Source organism: Micromonospora sp. NPDC005291 (assembly GCF_040607415.1).
Lineage (GTDB): Bacteria > Actinomycetota > Actinomycetes > Mycobacteriales > Micromonosporaceae > Micromonospora.
In genome coordinates this window covers 123,027-142,843 of sequence record NZ_JBEXGR010000015.1, presented here as the reverse complement: position 1 = coordinate 142,843, position 19,817 = coordinate 123,027, and the positions used below count along the sequence as shown (strand labels likewise).

The 19,817-nt window shown below is 69.4% G+C and carries 22 protein-coding genes; 12 read left to right on the top strand and 10 right to left on the bottom strand.

Annotated elements, in window-relative coordinates; translation table 11 throughout:
- Nucleotides 1-79: 79 nt before the first annotated feature.
- Genes ABZT18_RS20925 through ABZT18_RS20890 form a run of 8 tightly spaced genes read right to left on the bottom strand, consistent with a single transcriptional unit; the run spans nucleotide 80 to nucleotide 8,801 of the window.
- Nucleotides 80-853, bottom strand: coding sequence for a fumarylacetoacetate hydrolase family protein (locus tag ABZT18_RS20925; RefSeq protein ID WP_354996125.1), 774 nt, complete (start codon nucleotides 851-853; stop codon nucleotides 80-82).
- Nucleotides 850-1,965, bottom strand: coding sequence for a 4-hydroxy-2-oxovalerate aldolase (gene dmpG, locus ABZT18_RS20920; RefSeq protein ID WP_354996126.1), 1,116 nt, complete (start codon nucleotides 1,963-1,965; stop codon nucleotides 850-852). The genes ABZT18_RS20925 and dmpG overlap by 4 nt, the downstream gene beginning before the upstream one ends.
- Nucleotides 1,962-2,897, bottom strand: coding sequence for an acetaldehyde dehydrogenase (acetylating) (locus ABZT18_RS20915; RefSeq protein ID WP_354996127.1), 936 nt, complete (start codon nucleotides 2,895-2,897; stop codon nucleotides 1,962-1,964). The genes dmpG and ABZT18_RS20915 overlap by 4 nt, the downstream gene beginning before the upstream one ends.
- A gap of 46 nt (nucleotides 2,898-2,943) precedes the next feature.
- Nucleotides 2,944-3,738 (bottom strand): fumarylacetoacetate hydrolase family protein, encoded by a 795-nt coding sequence (locus ABZT18_RS20910; protein WP_354996128.1) that lies wholly within the window; start codon nucleotides 3,736-3,738, stop codon nucleotides 2,944-2,946.
- A gap of 23 nt (nucleotides 3,739-3,761) precedes the next feature.
- A complete protein-coding gene (locus ABZT18_RS20905; RefSeq protein ID WP_354996234.1) occupies nucleotides 3,762-5,243 on the bottom strand; it encodes a 2-hydroxymuconic semialdehyde dehydrogenase in 1,482 nt (493 codons plus the stop codon).
- A gap of 23 nt (nucleotides 5,244-5,266) precedes the next feature.
- Nucleotides 5,267-6,595 (bottom strand): NAD(P)/FAD-dependent oxidoreductase, encoded by a 1,329-nt coding sequence (locus ABZT18_RS20900; protein WP_355252221.1) that lies wholly within the window; start codon nucleotides 6,593-6,595, stop codon nucleotides 5,267-5,269.
- A complete protein-coding gene (gene kynU / locus ABZT18_RS20895; protein WP_354996130.1) occupies nucleotides 6,592-7,878 on the bottom strand; it encodes a kynureninase in 1,287 nt (428 codons plus the stop codon). Before kynU ends, ABZT18_RS20900 begins: the two co-directional genes overlap by 4 nt.
- 20 nt (nucleotides 7,879-7,898) lie before the next feature.
- A complete protein-coding gene (locus ABZT18_RS20890; RefSeq protein ID WP_355252218.1) occupies nucleotides 7,899-8,801 on the bottom strand; it encodes a tryptophan 2,3-dioxygenase family protein in 903 nt (300 codons plus the stop codon).
- Between the two features lie 146 nt (nucleotides 8,802-8,947).
- Between ABZT18_RS20890 and ABZT18_RS20885 the strand changes: the two genes are divergently transcribed.
- From ABZT18_RS20885 to ABZT18_RS20875, 3 genes are all read left to right on the top strand, one after another.
- Entirely contained in the window at nucleotides 8,948-9,412 is a 465-nt protein-coding gene (locus ABZT18_RS20885; RefSeq protein WP_354996131.1) for an Lrp/AsnC family transcriptional regulator, read from the top strand.
- A 153-nt stretch (nucleotides 9,413-9,565) separates the two neighbouring features.
- A complete protein-coding gene (locus tag ABZT18_RS20880) occupies nucleotides 9,566-10,042 on the top strand; it encodes a hypothetical protein (RefSeq protein ID WP_354996236.1) in 477 nt (158 codons plus the stop codon).
- A 75-nt stretch (nucleotides 10,043-10,117) separates the two neighbouring features.
- Nucleotides 10,118-10,891: a class F sortase gene (locus ABZT18_RS20875; RefSeq protein WP_354996237.1), complete on the top strand. Its 774-nt coding sequence runs from the start codon at nucleotides 10,118-10,120 to the stop codon at nucleotides 10,889-10,891.
- Nucleotides 10,892-10,899: 8 nt separating this feature from the next.
- On the opposite strand, the gene ABZT18_RS20870 is transcribed toward ABZT18_RS20875, so the two are convergent.
- The gene (locus ABZT18_RS20870) at nucleotides 10,900-11,436 is read right to left on the bottom strand and encodes an HNH endonuclease (protein ID WP_354996132.1); all 537 of its coding nucleotides are present in this window, start codon (nucleotides 11,434-11,436) and stop codon (nucleotides 10,900-10,902) included.
- A gap of 1,369 nt (nucleotides 11,437-12,805) precedes the next feature.
- Here ABZT18_RS20870 and ABZT18_RS20865 point away from each other — a divergent pair.
- Nucleotides 12,806-13,078, top strand: a complete 273-nt coding sequence (locus tag ABZT18_RS20865) for a hypothetical protein (protein ID WP_355252215.1) — start codon at nucleotides 12,806-12,808, stop codon at nucleotides 13,076-13,078.
- A gap of 40 nt (nucleotides 13,079-13,118) precedes the next feature.
- Here the strand turns inward: ABZT18_RS20865 and ABZT18_RS20860 are convergent, their stop codons facing one another.
- Complete coding sequence (locus tag ABZT18_RS20860) at nucleotides 13,119-13,985, bottom strand: AbiV family abortive infection protein (protein ID WP_355252212.1); 867 nt, start codon at nucleotides 13,983-13,985, stop codon at nucleotides 13,119-13,121.
- A 437-nt stretch (nucleotides 13,986-14,422) separates the two neighbouring features.
- Here ABZT18_RS20860 and ABZT18_RS20855 point away from each other — a divergent pair, with 437 nt between their 5' ends.
- The 8 genes from ABZT18_RS20855 to ABZT18_RS20820 all read left to right on the top strand — a co-directional run bounded on the left by ABZT18_RS20855 (nucleotide 14,423) and on the right by ABZT18_RS20820 (nucleotide 19,687).
- The gene (locus ABZT18_RS20855) at nucleotides 14,423-14,740 is read left to right on the top strand and encodes an antibiotic biosynthesis monooxygenase (RefSeq protein WP_210857470.1); all 318 of its coding nucleotides are present in this window, start codon (nucleotides 14,423-14,425) and stop codon (nucleotides 14,738-14,740) included.
- Entirely contained in the window at nucleotides 14,733-15,929 is a 1,197-nt protein-coding gene (locus ABZT18_RS20850; RefSeq protein ID WP_355252208.1) for a helix-turn-helix transcriptional regulator, read from the top strand. The genes ABZT18_RS20855 and ABZT18_RS20850 overlap by 8 nt, the downstream gene beginning before the upstream one ends.
- A 186-nt stretch (nucleotides 15,930-16,115) precedes the next feature.
- A complete protein-coding gene (locus ABZT18_RS20845) occupies nucleotides 16,116-16,448 on the top strand; it encodes a hypothetical protein (protein ID WP_355252205.1) in 333 nt (110 codons plus the stop codon).
- Between the two features lie 269 nt (nucleotides 16,449-16,717).
- Nucleotides 16,718-17,494, top strand: coding sequence for a hypothetical protein (locus tag ABZT18_RS20840; RefSeq protein ID WP_355252202.1), 777 nt, complete (start codon nucleotides 16,718-16,720; stop codon nucleotides 17,492-17,494).
- A gap of 110 nt (nucleotides 17,495-17,604) precedes the next feature.
- Nucleotides 17,605-18,483: an FtsK/SpoIIIE domain-containing protein gene (locus tag ABZT18_RS20835; RefSeq protein WP_355252199.1), complete on the top strand. Its 879-nt coding sequence runs from the start codon at nucleotides 17,605-17,607 to the stop codon at nucleotides 18,481-18,483.
- Entirely contained in the window at nucleotides 18,480-18,665 is a 186-nt protein-coding gene (locus tag ABZT18_RS20830) for a hypothetical protein (RefSeq protein WP_234581848.1), read from the top strand. The genes ABZT18_RS20835 and ABZT18_RS20830 overlap by 4 nt, the downstream gene beginning before the upstream one ends.
- 84 nt (nucleotides 18,666-18,749) lie before the next feature.
- Entirely contained in the window at nucleotides 18,750-19,268 is a 519-nt protein-coding gene (locus ABZT18_RS20825; protein WP_355252195.1) for a hypothetical protein, read from the top strand.
- Nucleotides 19,265-19,687 carry a hypothetical protein gene (locus ABZT18_RS20820; protein WP_355252192.1) on the top strand — a complete coding sequence of 141 codons (423 nt, stop codon included), beginning with the start codon at nucleotides 19,265-19,267 and terminating at the stop codon, nucleotides 19,685-19,687. The genes ABZT18_RS20825 and ABZT18_RS20820 overlap by 4 nt, the downstream gene beginning before the upstream one ends.
- Nucleotides 19,688-19,817 lie beyond the last annotated feature (130 nt).

The following is a 19,817-nucleotide window of genomic DNA, read 5'->3' as shown; positions in this document are numbered from 1 at the left end:
GACTTGTGGTGCCCGAGAGAGTACGTCTCGCACCTTTCGTCCCCCACCACAACTCCATGATCGACCAGGGTGTGGGGGGTCATGACGTCGCCTTTAGGGAGGCCGTGCCTAGGCTCTGCACCACCGCGCGGACGTGGGCGCCCGGACGTAGCGGGACGGCGGCGGTGGCGGCACCGGCCAGGAAGACCCAGCCGGACTGAAGACGCACTCCGTGCCGGCCCGCCAGCCGGATGCCCTCGTCGAGGGCCCGGCGCGGATCGCCGAGGATCGCCGCGGTCGAACCGACCTGCGCCACCCGCCCGTCGATCTCCAGCAGCACGCCCAGGTTGTCCAGACCCGCCGGCACCGGCGACCACGGCCCGATGACGAACGCGGCGGCCGACGTGTTGTCGGCGATCACGTCCGGCAGCGAGAAACGGAAGTCGGCGTACCGGGAGTCGATCAGCTCGATGGCCGGTGCGACCCCGCGGACCGCGCTGGCGAAGTCGCCGACCGGCTCGCCCGGCTCGGGCAGCCGGTCCAGCAGGAACGCCACCTCCGGCTCGACCCGGGGATGGATGTACGCGGCCGGGTCCACAGCACCGCCGTCGGGCACCCGCATCGCGTCGGTGAGCCGCCCCCAGATCACCTCGTCCACGCCGACCTGGGCCATCTTCGCCTTGCTGGTCAGTCCCATCTTCAGCCCGACCAGCCGCTCGCCCCGGTCGAGTCGACGCTGCACCAGCGCCGCCTGCACCCCGTACGCGGTCGGCACGTCCAGCCCCACCTCGGCGGCGAGCTGCGGAATCGCACTCGCGGAGTCGGCGGCCGCGCCCAGCTTCGCCGCGATACCCGCGGTGTCCACGCCGATCATGCTGCGTCATCCTTCGTTCGCGACTGCGGGGCTCGCGGACCCGGCTCACTCCTCGCGCTCACCGGCTCCTTGCCCGCCAGATCGAGCGCCACGTCCACGATCATGTCCTCCTGGCCGCCGACCATCCGGCGCCGGCCCAGCTCGACCAGGATCGAGCGGACGTCCACCCCGTACTTCGCGGAGGCCCGCTCGGCGTGCCGCAGGAAGCTGGAGTAGACCCCCGCGTACCCCAGGGAGAGCGTCTCCCGGTCGACCTGGACCGGCCGGTCCTGCAATGGGCGGACGATGTCGTCGGCGGCGTCCATCAGCGCGAACACGTCGCAGCCGTGCTTCCAGCCGTGCAGCTCGGCGACCGCGACGAAGACCTCCAACGGTGCGTTGCCAGCGCCCGCGCCCATGCCGGCGAGGGAGGCGTCGACGCGGACGGTCCGGCCGGACGGGGACCCGAGCGGGCCGTCACCGAGGATCCGACCGTGCTCGACGGCGAGCACGCTGTTGGCCACACCCAGGGACAGGTTGTGGTGGGCGTGGATGCCGATCTGCGTCTCCGGTGCCAGGACCTGCCGGTACGCGTCGACCCTCTGCGCCACGTCGGTCATCAGCAGCCGACCGCCGGAGTCGGTGACGTAGACGCAGTGCGCCCCGTACGACTCCATGAGCTTGGCCTGCCCGGCGAGCCCGGCCGGGCCGTTCATGTGCGACATCATCAGGAAACCGGCGACGTCCATGCCGTTCTCCCGGGCCCAGGAGATGTGCTGGGCGGAGATGTCGGCCTCCGTGCAGTGGGTGGCGATCCGGACGCTGGTCACCCCGAGCGCCTTCGCCGCCTTCAGGTCGGCGATGGTGCCGATGCCGGGCAGCAGCAGGGTGGTCAGCTTCGCCGAGGTCAGCACCTCGGCGGCTGCGGAGATCCACTCGGCGTCGCTGGCCGCGCCGTGGCCGTAGTTGACGCTGGAACCGGCGAGCCCGTCACCGTGCGCCACCTCGATCGCGGCCACCCCGGCGGCGTCCAACGCGGCGGCGATGGCGCGCACCTGGTCGACCGTGTACTGGTGGGCGATGGCGTGCATGCCGTCGCGCAGCGTCACGTCCTGGATGTACAGGTCGGTCATCGCGCAGCCACCTCCGAGGAGCGCAGGGCTACCAGCCGCTCCGCGGTGCGCAGGGCGGCGGAGGTCATGATGTCCAGGTTGCCGGCGTACGCCGGCAGGTAGTGGCCGGCACCGGAGACCTCCAGGAAGACCGACACCTGGAGCGCGGTGAGCTGCCGCCCGAGCGTCGGCAGGTAGGCCTGGACGCGGTCGAACTGCACGTCCTGCTTGAGCCGGTAGCCGGGGACGTACTCCTGGACCGTGGCCACCATGTCCGCGACCGAGGCGGCGATGGCGGCGGTGTCGGCGTCGGCGTCCGGGCAGAGACAGTAGACGGTGTCGCGCATCAGCAGCGGTGGGTCCGCCGGGTTCAGCACGATGATCGCCTTGCCCTGTTCGGCGCCGCCGACCACCTCGATGGCCCGGGCCGTGGTCTCGGTGAACTCGTCGATGTTGGCCCGGGTGCCCGGCCCGGCCGAGCGGGACGCGATCGATGCGACGATCTCGCCGTACGCCACCGGGGTGATCCGACGCACCGCGGCGACGATCGGCACGGTCGCCTGCCCGCCGCAGGTCACCATGTTGACGTTCGGCTCGTGCAGGTGCTCGTCGAGGTTGACCGGTGGCACCACGTACGGGCCGATGGCGGCCGGGGTCAGGTCGACCACCGTGCGGCCGTGCGCGCGCAGCACCTCGTCGTGGTGTCGATGCGCACCGGCCGAGGTGGCGTCGAAGACCAGCTCGACGTCGGCGAACTCGGGCATCGCGACCAGCCCGTCCACACCGTCGGCGGTGGTGGCGACGCCGAGCCGGCGGGCCCGGGCCAGGCCGTCGGAGGCCGGGTCGATGCCGGCCATCGCCACCATCCGCAGCTCACTACTGAGCCGCAACACCTTGATCATCAGGTCGGTGCCGATGTTGCCGGAACCGAGCACCGCCACACCGACGCTCATGCTGTTCCACCTTTCGTTCCCGACTGTGGGGCTCGCAGGACCGCGTTCACTGGCCCTCCCGCGAGAAGCAGGTGCGCACCGAGCCGAGCCCGGAGATCCGTGCCTCGTACGCGGCGCCCGGCGTGACCGGCACCATCGGGCCGAGCGCCCCGGAGAGCACCACGTCCCCGGCACGCAGCGGGTCACCGGCGCGAGCGAGGGTGCCGGCCAGCCACTGCAGGGCGTGCAGCGGGTTGCCCAGGCAGGCCGCGCCCGCGCCCACCGAGACCGGCTCGCCGGCGTGCTCCAGCACCATTCCGCAGAGCCGCAGGTCGACGTCGGCGAGCCGGCGCGGCGACGTGCCGAGCACGAAGAGCCCACTGGAGGCGTTGTCGGCGACGGTGTCGACGATGGAGATGTCCCAGGCGGCGATCCGCGAGTCGACGATCTCGATCGCCGGCAGCAGGTGGTCGACCGCGCGGATCAGGTCGACCGTGGTGATCTGCGGGTCCGACAGGTCCTTGGCGAGCACGAACGCGATCTCCGCCTCGACCCGCGGCTGAAGCAGCCGGTCGATGGCCACCTCGACGCCGTCGCCGACCGCCATGGCGTCGGTCAGCATGCCGAAATCGGGCTGGAACACCCCGAAGGTCTCCTGCACCGCCCGGGAGGTCAGCCCGATCTTCGCGCCGACCCGGCGCTCGCCGCGACCCTGCCAGGCCCGCGCCTGAAGCTGCTGCACACGGTACGCGGACTCGACGTCCCCCTCCGCCAGCAGCCGGCCGCGTAGTGGTGGACACGGCTTGCCAGTGCTGCGGGCGTCAGCCAACTCCCGGTTGGCGGCCTCGATGTCAACTTTCATGCCCGCTCCTCGCTGCGGTGCGCTCACGACAGGTCCACGCAGACGTTGGTGAGTTCGGAGTAGAAGTTCAGCGAGTGCACGCCACCCTCGCGGCCGATGCCGGACGCCTTCACCCCGCCGAACGGGGTGCGCAGGTCGCGCAGGAACCACGTGTTGACCCAGACGATGCCGGCGTCCAGCCGTGCCCCGGCCCGGTGCGCGACGCCCACGTCCCGGGTCCACACGGTCGCCGCCAGGCCGTACTCGGTGCCGTTCGCCAGGGCGTACGCCTCGTCCTCGGTGTCGAACGGGGCGACATGCACGACCGGGCCGAAAATCTCTTCACGGTTGGTCCGGGCGTCGGGACCGAGCCCGGTGAGCACCGTCGGCTGCACGTACGACCCGCCGTCGCGGGTGTCACCGAAAGTGGGCGCGCCGCCCCCGGTGAGCACCTCGGCGCCCTCGGCGCGGGCCAACTCGTACGCGCCGAGCACCTTTGCCCGGTGCTGGTGGGAGATCAGCGGCATGGTGGCGGTGGCCTCGTCGGTCGGCCAGCCGTACGCCAGCTCGCCGGCCCGCTTCGCGAGCCGGGCGGTGAACTCCTCGAAGACCGGGCGCTGCACGTAGAGACGTTCGGTGCAGAGGCACACCTGCCCACCGTTGGTGAAGCTGGAACGCACCGAGCCGGCCACCGCGGCGTCCAGGTCGGCGTCGGCGAAGACCAGGCCGGCGTTCTTGCCGCCCAGCTCGAAACTCACCGCCTTCACCCCGTCGGCGGCGGCCCGCATGATCGCACCGCCGGTGGCCGACTCGCCGGTGAAGGTGATCGCGTCGACCCCCGGGTGGCGGGTGAGGAACTCACCGGCCGAGTCCGGCCCGAACCCGTGCACCAGGTTGAACACCCCGGCCGGTACGCCGGCGGCGGCCATCACCTCGGCGAGCAGCGTCGCCGAGGCGGGAGTCTCCTCGCTGGGCTTGACCACGACGGCGTCGCCGCAGGCCAGCGCCGGAGCGACCTTCCAGGTGAGCAGCAGCAGCGGCAGGTTCCACGGCACGATGACCGCGACCACGCCGACCGGCTTTCGGAGCGCGTAGTTGAGCGCCCGACCGCCGGTCGGGGTGACCGTCGTGAACGACTCGGTGGGCGCGGTCGCCACGATCTCCGCGAACGCCCGAAAATTCGCCGCGCCACGCGGGATGTCCAGCGTGCGGGCCTGGGCGATGGACTTGCCGGTGTCGGCGACCTCGGCGGTGACCAGATCGTCGAAACGGCGCTCCAGCTCGTCGGCAACCCGGTGCAGCACCTCGGCGCGTTCCCGCTCGCCCATTCGGCCCCACGGCCCGCGCATCGCCGCCCGGGCGGCGGCAACCGCGTCGTCCACCGTGGACTTCGACGCCTCGGTCACCTCGAAGACCGGCTCCCCGGTCACCGGGCTGACCTTCGTGAACGTCGGACCGCGGTCGACGAACTCACCGGCGACGAAGTTGCGCAACCGCTGCGGGCCGACAGGCGCATGGCCAGTCATCAGTCGTGGATCCCAGGTGCCGGTCATGCACGCCTCCCTCGCCTCAGCGCCGTGCCGATCAGCAGCAGCGCGGCCCCACCGACGACCGCGCCGAGCATCCGGTGCTGCCGGCGCACCCGGCGGCGAACCTCCGCGTACGGGGTGGTGGAGAAGGACACCAGCTCGTACTGGGAAACGTACCGGCCGGGCAGGGCACGTTCCAGTGCGTGCTCCACCCGCCGGCCGAGCTGGAAGACCGGGGAGGCGACCTTGTCCCGCATCTCGACGAAGTTGGTCAGTGCCATCGTCGCGATGGCCTCGGCGTTCTCCTGCCGACGTCGCTGGAAAAGCGGCAGCGCCGCCGCCCAGTCGTCGGCGCACTCCTCCAGGCAACGGTCCAGCTCGACCACGTCCTCGAAGGCGCAGTTGGCGCCCTGGCCGTAGAACGGCACGATCGCGTGCGCCGCGTCGCCGAGCAGGCCGACGGTCCCGTTGACCTGCCAGGGGGTGCTGCGGACCGTGCCGAGGACGCCCACCGGGTTGTGCTGGTAGTCGTCGACCAGGCTCGGGGCCAGCGGAATCACGTCGGGGTAGTGCTCGGCGAAGTGCCGTTCGATCTCCGTCGGGCTGGTCAGCGAAGCGAAGCTGCCGGCACCCTCGTTGGGCCAGAACAGCGTGCAGGTGAAGGAACGGTCCGGGTTCGGCAGCGCGATCATCATCGAGGTGCCGCGCGGCCAGATGTGCAGCGCGTCCGGGTCCAGGGCGAAGTCGCCGCCCAGCGGCGGGATCGTCAGCTCCTTGTAGCCGTAGTCGAGGAGGTCCACGCTCTCGCGCAGCAACCCGTACGCCAGCAACTGCCCGCGCACCGCGGAACCGGCACCGTCGGCACCCAGCACGACCGACGCCTTGGCGGCGACCGGGCCCTGCGGGGTCTCGAAGCTCAGGGCGCCGTCGGTCGGATCGAGCCCGACCAGCCGGTGGTCGAAGACGATCCGCACCCCGGGCAACGCGCCGGCCTCGTCCAGCAGGGCGTTGTTCAGCGCGCCCCGGCTGATCGAGTTGATCGCCCGGTCACCGGCCGCGCTGTACGACTGGAACTGCTGCTCCCCCTCGACCGGGTGGATCATCCGGCCGCGCATCGGCAGCGCGTCGGCCATCACCTGCTCGGCCAGCCCGATCCGGCGCAGCGCGTCCAGCCCGCGCTCGGAGAGCGCCAGGTTGATGGAGCGACCACGCTCGGCCGTGCCGGTACGCGGGTCGGGCCGGCGCTCGTAGAGGGCCACCGGGTAACCACGCCGGGCCAGGAAGCAGGCGGCCAGACAGCCGGCCAGCCCAGCGCCGATGATCGCGATCTCGTCGCGCCGGGAGGTCACGAGGACACCTGCCCGACCGTCGCGGCGAGCGCGGCGGCGGCCCGCCAACAGTCGTGGTACGTGGAATAGAGCGGCACCGGGGCGAACCGGACAACGTCCGGCTCACGGGCGTCGGCGATGACGCCGTGTTCGTACCGCAGGCGTTTGGTCAGCTCGGCGGCGCTGCCGGTGCCGATGCGCACCGAGAGTTGGCAGCCCCGCCGGGCCGGATCGCGCGGGGTGACCACGCGCAGCGGCCGGTCGGCGACGACCTCGTCGAGCAGCGACTCCAGCCAACCGGTGAGCCGCTGGCTGCGGGCGCGCAGCGCCGGCATGCCGACCGCGTCGAACAGCTCCAGCGAGGTGCGCACCGGGCCCATCGCGAAGATCGGCGGGTTGGAGATCTGCCAGGCCTCCACGGTGGCCGGCGGCAGGGACACCGGCGTCATCTCGAACCGGGTGGCCGCCGCGGTGCTCCACCACCCCTCGAAGCGGGGCAGGTCGGGGTCGCCGAGGTGCCGCTCGTGCACGAAGACGCCCGCCAGCGCGCCCGGCCCGGAGTTCAGGTACTTGTAGGAGCACCAGGCGGCGAAGTCGACGTCCCAGTCGTGCAGGGCCAGCGGCACGTTGCCGACCGCGTGCGCCAGGTCCCAACCGACCACCGCGCCGGCCGCCCGGCCGGCAGCCGTGATCGCCGGGATGTCCAGCAGCTCGCCGGTGAGGTAGTTGACGCCGCCGAGCAGCACCAGCGCCACCCGGTCACCCTCGGCAGCCAGGTAGTCGGTCACGTCCTCGGTGCGCAGGGCGTCCTCACCGGCGCGCGGGCGCAGCCGGACCACGGTGTCGTCCGGGTCCAGGCCGTGGAACCGGGCCTGGCTGCGCACCGCGTAACTGTCCGACGGGAACGCGGCGTCCTCAATGACGATGCGGGTGCGGGCGCCGGCCGGGCGGTAGAAACTCACCATCAGCAGGTGCAGGTTGACCGTGAGCGAGTTCATCACCACGGTCTCCGCGGGCCGGCCGCCGACGAGTCGCGCGGCCGGCGCGGTCAACAACTCGTGGTACGGCAGCCAGGCGCGTTCCGCATCGAGGTGCCCCTCGACGCCGAGCCGCCCCCAGGCGTCCAGGTCGGCCAGGAGTTCGTCGCGGGTGGCCCGAGGTTGCAGGCCGAGCGAGTTGCCGGCGAGGTACGCCGACTCGGGGTGATCGCCGCCGTCGGCCGGCGGCACGTGGAACAGGTGCCGATGGCCCGGGTCGGCGTCGTCGAGGCGGTGCGCCTGATCTTCGGTTTCTGGGGTGTGCACAGGGGTGTCTCGCTCTCCGGTCACATCGCGGTGCGGGCCGACCACAGCTCCGGGAAGACCACCCGGGCCATGCTGCGCTGCAACCACGCCAGTCCGGCGGAACCGCCGCTGCCGACCTTGGCGCCCATTGTGCGCTGCACCGCCTTGACGTGGTTCCACCGCCAGTCGCCGAACTCCTCGGCGACTCCGCTCAGCGCTTCGCCGAGCATCCGCAGGTGGTTGTCCGGGCCGGTGTCCTCGTAGATCCGTACCCAGGCCGCCTCGACCGACGGCTGCGGGTCGTGCTCGACGGCAACGTCCCGGTTGAGCAGGTCGGCGGGGAGGTCGAAGCCGCGCCGGGCGAGCAGCGCGACCACGTCGTCCCAGAGGCTCGGGGTGGCCAACGCGGCGCTCAGCGCGGCGTGCACCTCGGTCTGCCGGCGGAACGGCCGGATCAGGGTCGGGTCGCGCAGCCCGAGCAGGAACTCCAGGTGCCGGTACATGGCCGACTGGAAGCCGGAGCCCTCGCCGAGCAGGTTACGGAACCGGTTGAAGTCGGCCGGGGTCATCCAGCGCAGGCCCTGCCAGGCGGCGTTGAGCCCTTCCAGGTGCAACGCGGCGCGACGCAGCGGGGCCAGCGCCTCCCACACCTGGTCGGCGCGGATCAACCGCTGAGTCTCCCGCAACTCGTGGCAGGTCAGCCCGAAGTACAGCTCCATGATCTGGCTGACCATCAGGAAGGACATCTCGCCCGGGTCGCTGCTCAGTGGCTGCTGCAGCCTGTGCAGGGCGCTGGCCTGCACGTACGCGTCGTAGGGCACCAGCTCGGCGAACTCCAGCGTCGGCTCGCCGCCGGTGCGTGCGGCACGAGCGGCCCGCTGCCGTGGGGTCACCGGTCGCACCGTGGCGGGGCGGTTCGGCGCCCGCCGCTCCGTCTGATCCACCATTGGTCTCCCTCCCCGGACTGGTCAACGTCATGATCTCGCGGTCGGGTCGGCCTGCGGAATGCCGGATTGACGGCTCTCGCGGCGTTCTCCTGGCGAACCAAAGGCAACTAGGCGAAGTCGGTTCACGAAAGTAAGGTCTGAGCGTGGACGACATGGACTGGGCGTTGCTGCGCGAGTTGCAGGCCGACGCGCGGCTCTCCTTCAGCGAGTTGTCCCGGCGGGTGCACCTGTCGCCACCTGCGGTCGCCGAGCGGGTTCGCCGCCTGGAGGAGACCGGAGTCATCACCGGCTACCACGCCCATGTCGATCTGAGCCGAGCCGGCCGTACCGTGGTCGCGTTGATCCGAATGTCCTGCTACGGCGCGCGATGCATCCTGCACGATCCGGCGGTCGCGGGCTGGCCGGAGATCCTGGAGATCCACCGGATCACCGGGGACGCGTGCAGCATGCTGAAGGTGGCCGCCGGCTCGATCGGCGATTTCGAGGGGGTCATCGACCGGCTTGCCCCGTACGGCCAGCCGTCGAGCACGATGGTCCTCTCCTCTCCGCTGGGCTGGCAGCCGATCACCCCACTCCCCTCCTCCGGAGTCACCCCGCGCCAGCGCTGACCCGCCCCACCCTGCCCGCCTGCGGGTTTGCCCCCGCGCCAGCGGGAAAGCAGCGCACGTGCCCAGGGGAGGGTTCCGGCGGTCGTCGCCGGTTGGGGGGAAATCATGCAGGGTATCCGCACGATCAACCGCGCACTCTCGTCCGCACTGACACTGGTGGGGCTGGTCGGGGCGTTCGTCCTGATGTCGGTCGCGCCAGCGCGTGCCGGTGAGAACACCTTCGTCGAGGTGACGCCGAACAGCGCCCAGGCCGGTAGCCGGGTCACCATCCGTGCGAGCTGCGACAACGACAACAACAACCGGCAGTCCAACGTGCACTCCGATGCGTTCGGGCACGTGATGCTCAAACCGGACAAGGGGTTCCTGACCGGGCAGGTCACCATCCCGGCTGACAAGCAGGCCGGTGACTACCCGGTCGACCTGCGCTGTGAGAAGGGCCAGACGGCCTCGACCACGCTGACGGTGCTGAACATGGCCTCACCCAGCAAGGGACCGGCGACCGGGGGCGGCGGAATGGCCGGTGGTCGCGGTACCGGCTCACTGCTGGTGCTCGGCGGCGTAGCGCTGGTGGCCACCGCGATCGCGCTCGGAATGGCGGGCGGCCGACGCCGGACCGGAGCCGGCTCCTGAGCCGGATGACCCATGACCCGCAGATCCGCGCGTGCGCGGCCGGACCGCCGCGCCCGCTTCCGGGCCGGGCCGGCGCTGCGCGCCTCCGGCCGGCTGGTGGCCCGCGCCTCCGGCCGGCTGCGCCGGGTCGCCGGGCAGGCCGTGTCGGCCAGCGTCGCCACCACCGATCCGGCCGCCCGACCGCTGCCACCGAGCCGCCCGACCGGATCGCCGTTGGCCCGGCGCCTGATCGGTACGGGGCCGGGATTGCCGGTGCTGGCCGTCGCCACGCTGATGGTGCTGATCGTGGCGATGCTCGGCATCGAGCAGGTGACCGGAATGAGCCTGTTGCCGGACCGGCTCACCGCTGGCCTGCGACCGCCACCGAAGAAGTTCCCGGTGCTGTCGGCCAGCCGTCCGACCAGCCTCGCCATTGAAAAGATCGACCTGCGGGCGCCCGTGCACGACGTGGGCATCGCCCCGGACGGCACGATCGCCGTGCCGGACGCGGCCCGCGCCCAGGAGGCCGGCTGGTACGACCAGGGGCCCACCCCCGGTCAGTACGGCCCGGCGGTGATCGTCGGTCACGTCGACACCACCAGCGGGCCGGCGGTCTTCCACCAACTGCGCGAGCTGCGCTCCGGCGACCAGGTCGAGGTCACCCGCACCGACCGGAGCGTGGCGGTCTTCGAGGTGAATTCGGTGGAGAAGTTCGACAAGGGGAGACTGCCGGTGGACGAGGTGTACGGCGACTTCAGCCGCCCGAGCCTTCGGCTGATCACCTGCGGCGGCCAATGGGTCGGCGGCGAGACCGGTTATTCGGACAATGTCGTCGTCTTCGCGTCCCTGGTCAAGGCACGGCCGGGCTAGCGGGCTGGTCAGGCGGCGGCTTCGGGCTCTCGAAGGTCCAGCCAGTCGGCCCAACGGGGGTCGGGGGCGCGGTGCCCGAGCACCCGCCAGGCGGTGCCCTTCGGCGCGGCCGGCAGCGCGTGCAACCGCCACCCCATCTCGGCCGGGGTCTTGTCGCCCTTGGAGTGGTTGCACCGGGCGCACGCGGCGACCACGTTCTCCCAGGCGTGCCGGCCACCCCGGCTACGCGGAAAGACGTGGTCGATGGTCTCGGCCGGACCCCGGCAGTAGGCGCACCGCCACCCGTCCCGGGCGAAGATCGCCCGCCGGGACAGCCCGACGTGCGTTCTGTACGGCACACGGACGAAGCGGGTCAACCGAACCACGGATGGCACGGGGAGCGCGTCCCGGGCACTGTGCAGGATGCCGTCACCATCGGCGACGCAGACCGCCTTGGCGGAGAGCACGAGGATCGCGGCACGGCGCACCGACACGACACACAGCGGCTCGTAGGTGGCGTTGAGGACCAACGCGCCGGAGCCCACCGTGGGTCGTATGTCAGGCATCGCGCTCACCCTCCCGGTTCAGCGGCTGCTGCGGATCGCCGCCGACCGGGGCCGGGCACGACGGCCCACACGGTCGACGCCGGGCCGATCACCGACGTCCGTTGCGCCAATAGTCCCTGATCGGACCCCGGATTGCACGTACTAATCTTGCTTCTGGTAAGCGGATCACCCGGATCGGGACGGATCCCTGCTCCGGCCTGGGCGAACTCTTCCGTTGCCTGACAGCGGTTGATAGCCCTTGTCGGCCTCAGTTGTGCCGGATCTGTGCCCGATGATCTTCGACCCCACCCCTCCCGGCTGCGCCCTTAGCCATCCCGTCGGCCTTCGTCCGCACACCGTGGAGTGGGTGGGGCCTGCCCGGTCAAGGTGGAGCACACCACCGTCTGAACGACCTTGACCGGGCAGGCCCCACCTGCTCGGCTCTGCCCGGACGGAGGTTGTCGGGATGGCGCCAACCATCCCAGAGCGCCCGAGCGCCCCGCCGGAGGCATGGTCTGCTGGCGACATTCCGCCGGCAGCGCTATGGCCGACTAGCCACGCTCACGGAGGATTAGATTCAGACCCGCCGGACAGCGGCGAGGGGCCAGCAGCTAACGAAGCCGGTTCCAGCCTCTTGGCGCTGCCAGCACGATGATCAGAGTGCCAAGCGGTCCCCACAAGCTAGGCACGAAGTACGGCCGATGGTCCAGGCCCTTGCGGCTGACCAGCCATTGGTTCAGGCGGAAGAAAGCGAGGATTGCCGCTAACCAAGCCAACGGTTCGATCAGTCTGCCCACCGTGCCCCCATCGAGTCATCGGGCCGCGACTGTACGGCATAACCCTTGGCCTGGTTGGACCTGGCACGAGTGGGCACCACTCCTGCCATCGAGCCGGCGCTACGGCCCCTGACTCGTCAGCCCGTCAGACAGCCCCGGAACTGCCCATCGCTGGCGGCCCGGGGCTTCTTCGTATGTCGCGCCGCCGGCGGGCTGCAACCGTCGCGCTGGCGGCCGAAGGCCAGAGGCGCGGCGGCGGGCCATCGGCCCGGCCCAGGTTCGGCGGCGCGAGCGGCCTGCGAAGCGGGCCGCCTTGATCCCGTACAGAAAGTTCTCACAGGGGCACTACCGGGCTCATGTCGTACTCCGGTTGATGCGTAACACGTTGACTACGCTTGATGGGTTACGCGATCCCCCGGCTCGCCGGCTGCCGACTCTGAACCCCAATGGTCTAAGACGCGGATGCGGCAACATCCGCTTCTGGTGAGTTGAGTGCACACCGATATCGCCGACGACTGTCCGCGCGCTGTGAGCCACTCCCTGTTCCCCAGGCCCCTGCTTCATCCTGGCACCCAGCCTTGCCAAGAGATATTTGGCCCACTACCGTACGGAGCATGGCTCAACGTCCTGCCGGCTTTACGTGGAACGGCTTCACGCCTGAGCAAGTCGAACTGCTGGCCTTCCTCGACCATTTGGGCAACAACGGCTGGGCGAGGAACAGCCAAACCGAGGTGGCGATGCCCAAACTGATGCAGGAATTTGCCGACTCGGGAGTTGCGCTCGAGCAAATCAAAGAAGCTATGGCTGAGATTGGCTACGACAAGCACGCCCTCCACCAGCTTGGCCGCTGGGAGTCCAAACGCATTACAGGACGCTTCGGTAGATGACAGCGAGGATGCTCGGGCTTTAGGAGCGCGCAGGACTCCATCATTCTTCCGGGTCGGTGGCTTCGTCAAGTTCGCCCGCCAGAGAAATCAGCTCTCGCGTTTCTGCTTCGTAGCCGGGTTTACCGAGATTCCGGAATGGCTGCCGGTCTGCTCCCGGAGGATTGAAGCGGTATGCCGCGTTCGGCAGAGCCTCTCCCGGAGTGCCACTCTTTAGCGAGCGTTTGAGATCAGCGATGAATGGGCCGGTGTCGGTTGTCTCCTCAACATCGTCCAGCCAGGTCAGGGCTTGATCTTCCAGACCAGAAGCACCAGATTCCTTCTCATCCTGCTGCTTACCCTCGATGTGTTCGCCGAGACGCAACTGCCAGCCGATCTGATGGATCTGAGCGATCGTTTCACGCAGGGCTGCCTCGTTTGCCACGCCATCGGGTGCGAGCGCTTCGCCGACCTTGTCAATCTCGACGTAGAAGCCCCGTTGCTTGATGTGGTCACGTCGCAGCCAAGCCCTGATAGTGCCTAACGCTGCGGCGTTCCGCTCTGGGTTCGCGGGCTCCCCGAACCAGTACCGCTCTTCGGCCAGGAAGCCGTAGACGGCCTCCAACTTCTTCTGGTGGCTGGACCACAACTCGTCGAGCGACTCGCACCGAAAGGTCTCGCCGTCGGGCAAGTAGCCCATCGCCACTCGCCGATCATGAATGGCGATGGCTTTACCTGATTCCTCCATGCCGAGGATGGCGATGGACCGAGCCAACGCAACGTGGCCTAGATCCAGGATTGCAAGGGCGGACTCCAGCAACGTGTTGGCGTTCGCGAGCAACGCGTCCTGAAGCTTGACCACCTGCTCGGGCGTGAGGTCGGGGAGTCGTCGAATCGGCACACCTCCAGTCTCCACGAGGGTCAACAGCATTCGCCGTAGGGAGCGTTTACGGGGCGGCGCTGTGGACAGTAGTGAAGCGCCCTGGCGCAGAGCAGTACCTCCCCTGGCCGGTGACCCGGCGGAGGTTTGCAGGCACCTCATCTGCCGCTCGCCGCGCGTTGCGGGTGGGCACCATCCATCGCCCGTCCCGGCAGCAGGCGGCGGGTCAGCCACGCAGTGTGACGACCAGGCACTACCGGCCGGCGGGCGGGCCGTCACCCATCCACCCGAATAGACGCTTAACGCATCAACTGGATGCCTGACAGCACTGCCGGGCTCATCCGACAGAACTACTGGCTCAGCAGCCCCACCCGTTCCCCGACTACCCCGGTGAGCAGATCCGTAATAGAATACGGGTGGCCGAACAAGAGTACGGCCAGAGTTGCGTACGCAATCCGTAACTCTCGGTGAACAAGGAGGGTGACTGCATGTTTGCGTTGGTGGTGCGCTTCGATCTGAAAGACGACGAGAGCGCGAAAGCGTTTGACGCGCTTGTCGAAGAGACAGGGGTCGAGATTCGTGCCCGCGAACCAGGGACGCTGATTTATGCTACTCACTCTGTAGAGGGGGCACCGCTCGCCCGAGTCTTCTACGAGTGCTACGCAGACCGAGAAGCATTCGAGGCGCACGAAGTGCAACCTCACGTGATCCGTTTCCACAAGGAGCGCGAACCGTATACGCAGGACGCGCGGGTTGAGTTCCTAACGCCCGGACCTAGCAAGGGCCTTGGTTCACTAGATGCCTGACAGCAATGAGCAAGGTCGACTTATAGCTAGGCGACGGCAAAAGCGTGGGCTCTCTCAGCGTGAGTTTGCCGAGATGATCGGGCGGTCTGAGGCTTGGCTTTCGCAGGTCGAGCGCGGGGTACGTTCGATCGATCGGGTCTCCATCTTGGAGCGGATTGCGGGTGCGCTCGGTATCCCAATGGCTGAACTGGCCCCGGGCACTGCGGATACGGAGAGCGCTGAGGTTCCCTCGGCGGCTGCCGCCCTACGTTCGGTGCTAAGCACCAGCTACCTCATGGCCGCGATTCTGGGCAAGGACCGAGAGCTTCCCCTGCCGCAGACAGCCGAGCGAGCCGACCTGTGCTGGACGTACGCACACGCTGCCCGGTACGAGGACCTGGCCGAGCTGCTGCGGAGCCTATTGCCGGACCTGGAGAGAGCAACACGATCCGCCAAAGGCGAAGCGCGAAAGACGTACCTCACCGAGCTAGCGTCGGTGTATCACGCCCTTTCGGCCGCACTGTCGAAACTTGGACAGCATGAAGCAGCCTGGGTCGCAACCGATCGGGCGTTGCTCGTTGCGGAGCAGGTCGGAGACCCACTGTTGGTAGCCGCTGGAACATTCCGCCTTGCGCTGGTTTTTCAGGGCGGGCGGCAATTCGATCAGGTCATAAGCGCTGCATCGTCGTCTGCGGCAGCGCTGGAGTCCGAGGTATCGGCGGACAAGCCGGCGGCTGTGTCGCTGTTCGGCGCGCTGAATCTGCAACTGGCTGTGGCCTCTGCGCGGATGGGCGACGACCAGAGGGCTCACGAGTATCTCGGAGTAGCGCGAGAGGCTGCCCAGCTCCTGGGGGTCGACCGCAACGATTACGAGACCGAGTTCGGCCCCACGAATGTCCATTTGCACGAGGTCGCGGTGGCAGTCGAACTCGGCGACGCCGGTTCTGCACTCCGCGCGGCGGAGCGGATCGACTCGTCCGGCCTATCGTCCGAGCGGCAGGCTCGGCTTTTCATCGACGTGGCACGCGCCTGGACTCAGCGCCGCAGGGTATCTGAGGCGGTCGACGCGCTTGAGCAGGCCGAGGCGCTAACCCCGGAGCAGGTCAAGGGACACCCGGTCGTCGAGACGACGGTTGCCGACCTTGTACGGATGGAACCCGCCCCGTCTGACCGGCTGGCAGCCTTGGCCCGCCGCGTAGGAGTGGCCTAGCCACCGCCACACCTCCGGAGCTGCACCGAAGGGCGTCCCACAGCGGGGCGCCCTTCTTCGCACCAAGATTCCTATCAATGACCCGTACTCAAGTACTAGACACGTACTTTTGTACGGACTACGCTGATCCCATCGAACACGGGCAATCGCTCAAGGTGAGCGAGCCCTAGTTGAAGGGAGTCAGTCATGGGACGTCTGCTGCTGGACACCTCGAAGGTGTCGTACGAGGTCGCGGTGAACCCGGTGCCGAAGCTGGACCAGTCGGGTCAGCAGAAGTTCGACCGGGAGACGAAGGCCCCGATGTGGGCGGTGCAGCTCTACGCCCTCGCGGACGGTAGCGCTGAGGTGATCAACGTGACGGTGGTCAGCCCGGTGATGCCGGCGGTCGCGGTTCGTCAGCCGGTGGTTCCGGTGAACCTGGAGGCGTTGCCCTGGGTCAACGACCGTGACGGGAAGGTCCGCTCGGGTGTCGCGTTCCGGGCCTCGGCCCTGACCGCACTGGACACCGCCGCCGCCTAGCGGGCGGTTCCTGGATCGGCTCTACAGAAGCGAAGAGGTGGACACGGGGTCGCCGTTGATTGGCGTCGTCTGCGACCCCGCGTCCTGTCCAACAAGGTCCCTACTAGGGAGGACTTGTCGTGTCCAAGTCTAGCCAGAGGTCCCCGTTCGGCTGGTCGAACCGTGGGGGTCAAGTCACTGTCATCGAAGCGCCGGTTGCCCGCTCGTACCGTCGTCGGGCCGTCATCGCGTTTTGGGTCACTCTCGGTGTGGTCGGCCTCCTGGCCGCCATGGTGGCCTCTGAGTACATGCACCCGATCGTGGGTGGGCTGCTCGGTGTCGTCCTCGGCGCTGTGTTCGGCGCGGTGGTGTTCGCGCTGATCGTGGCGTGGCCTGTCCTGCGGGTCTTCTGGCACTGGCTGCCGGAAATCCTGCTCGGCTTGGCTGTCGTCTACGGCTGGACCGCGCTGATGCAGTCGACCCCGCTGTGGGCTTCGCTGCTCATCGTCGCCCTGGTCGTCGGCCTGCCGGCCGCGATCGGTCCGGTCCGCCGCCGGGTCATGGCCTGGATCTGGTGCCTGATCGTCCGGCACCGGCTGCGGCTGTGCTTCGCGGCGTTCATCGCCACCAACCGGCACGGCTCGCTGCCGCTGATCCTGCCCGCCAAGTCGACCCCGGCTGGTGAGCGGGTCTGGGTGTGGCTGCGCCCTGGCCTGTCGTTGCGGGATCTGGAGCAGGACGGCCAGATGCAGAAACTCGCGGTGGCGTGCTGGGCCAACGAGGTCCGCGTCATGCGCGCCGGCCGCAAGTACGCGGCGCTGATCCGCATCGACATCACCCGCCGCGAACCCTTGGCACACACGGTGGTGTCGCCGCTGCCGGACTACGTCCCCACGGACATCCCGTCCAACGCTCCCACCTCACCGGGCATGCCGCCTGTCGGCCTGGACCTGCCCGACGTGCCCGACCAGCCGGTCACCGCACCGGCCGACACTCCCCGCCAGCGCAAGCCGCGCAACACCACCACGACGAGCCCGAACGGGTTCGACCCCTCCGACTACGCCTAAGCACCGGGACGGCGCGGACCAAGCACCCCCGACGGGTCAAGCGTCCGCGCCCTACCCGATCCCCCACCCGCTGTGACACGTACGTGTCAACCGACCCCGGGAGCCCTGCCATGGACCTCACGGACACCATCGAACTGCCCACGCCCCCGGACGCGCCGCAGACGGTGCCGGTCGGCGCGGGCCTGTCCATCTTCGACCCGGTCTTCCTCGGCATCGACGAGTTCGGCCAACCCGCCTACCTGCCGATGATCTACCGCAACATCCTCATCGGTGGTGAGCCCGGCGCGGGCAAATCCTCGCTGCTGAACACCATCGTCGGACACGCCGCCCTCTGCCCGGACGTCAGGCTGTGCCTGCTCGACGGCAAGCAGGTCGAACTCGGGCTGTGGAAGGACGCCGCCGACGTGTTCGTCGGCCCGGACATCGAGCACGCCATCCGCACCCTGCGCCGGGTGCAGACGGTGATGGACAACCGGTATGCGTTCCTGCTGTCGCACCGCCGCCGGAAGATCGGCCCCAACGACCTGTTCGGTCAGATCCTCGTGGCCTGCGACGAGATCGCCTACTTCTCCGCCACCGCCGGCGACAAGAAAGACCAGGACCTGTTCGCCGCACTGCTACGCGACATCGTCGCCCGGGGCCGCGCCGTCGGCATCATCGTCGCCGCCGCGACTCAACGCCCGTCATCCGACATCATCCCGCCGTCACTGCGGGACCTGTTCGCGTGGCGGTTCGCTGGCCGCTGCACCAACGACGTGTCCTCCGACATCGTGCTCGGACACGGCTGGTACGCCCGCGGCTTCTCCTCCAACAGCATCGACCCGAACAACCAGGGCGAGGGCTACCTCATCGCCGAAGGCGGCATCCCCAACCGGGTGAAAGCCGCCTACATGACCGACGCCGACATCATCCGCGTCGCCGACTACGCCACCTGGACCCGCCGCCGCTCCGGCCTCGCCGCCCCCGCCGACCTGCGGACAGCGGCATGAGCACCACGACCGCTACCCCGACCCGCGTCCTGGACCTCGTGCTCATCGGTGACGGCGAAGACATCGCCGCACTGACCGCCATCGCCCGACACGCGGGCGCCCTGGTCTTCCGCTCCGCACCCGCTCCTGTCAGCGACGGCCGGCAGCGGGTGGTTCTCCGGCTCCACCTGCACCACCGATAGAAGCGGCCGACAGACCGGCCAAGGCCCTGGAAAAGCTGCCCGGTCTGCCGACCCAACCACCGCCCACGAAAGGACGTGGCCGCCATGAACCCTACCCAAAACCTGCCCGACACTCCCGCCGCGCTGGCCGACCTGACCCCGGCCGACATCCTGCGCTGCGCCGCCCGCTACCTCGAAATTCGAGGCTGGACCCAGGGCACCTACTACGCCTCGACCGAGGACAACCCCTACCCGCCGGCCTGCGTGTCCGGCGCAATCGGGATGGCCGCGCACGGCCACCGCATGTCGATCCCGCACCACTGCAAGACGCGCGGCGGAGCCCGCGACTACACCCACGCCATCGACGCCCTAGCCAACTACCTCGACTTCAACCAGCCCCAGCCACGGGCCACCGAGGACGACGACCCCACCTGCCCACTGACCTGGAACGACCGCCCCGGGCAGACCGCCGAGCAGGTCATCTCCACCCTGCGCGACGCCGCCGACGACTACGACTGGACCCACGCCACCGAGGACGACCTCGAAACCTACGCCGAACACGAGTACAGCCAAGAGCGGCTGCCCACCCGGGTCGGCTTCCTCGTCTGGCGGGCCGCTCGATGAGCACCGTCGCCGCTCTGCCGACCGGCAACGTTCACGCCGTCCTCGACCGCGCCGCCGTCTACCTGGGCCGCTACGGCTGGACCCCCACCGGCCTCTACGACACCCACGACGCCTGCCCGGCTAAATGCGCCTGTCACCGCACCGGCACCTACCCGGCATCGATCCTCGGCGCGATCCGGGCCGCCGTGTTCGGCCGACCCCGCTGGTACCTGACCGGCATCACCGACGCCGACCAGCGCACCTACAGCGCCGCCGTCGAGTGGTTCAACACCTACCTCATCGCAGTCGGCCACGCCGGCCTGCACGCCCCGGTCTTCGACTGGGAAACCCTGCCCGGCCGCAAACCGGCCGACGTCATCGAGGCGCTGTGCGCCGCCGCCATCGCCTACCGCCGACACACCATCCGGAGGGCCGCATGAGCACCGCCGCCCACACCCCCGACGTGACACGTACGTGTCAAAACGACATCTCCACCGCCGCACTTGTCGGCGCGCTTGAGTCCGCCTGGGCCGCGATCCGCGCCCAGCACACCGAAGTTCCGGCCGCTGT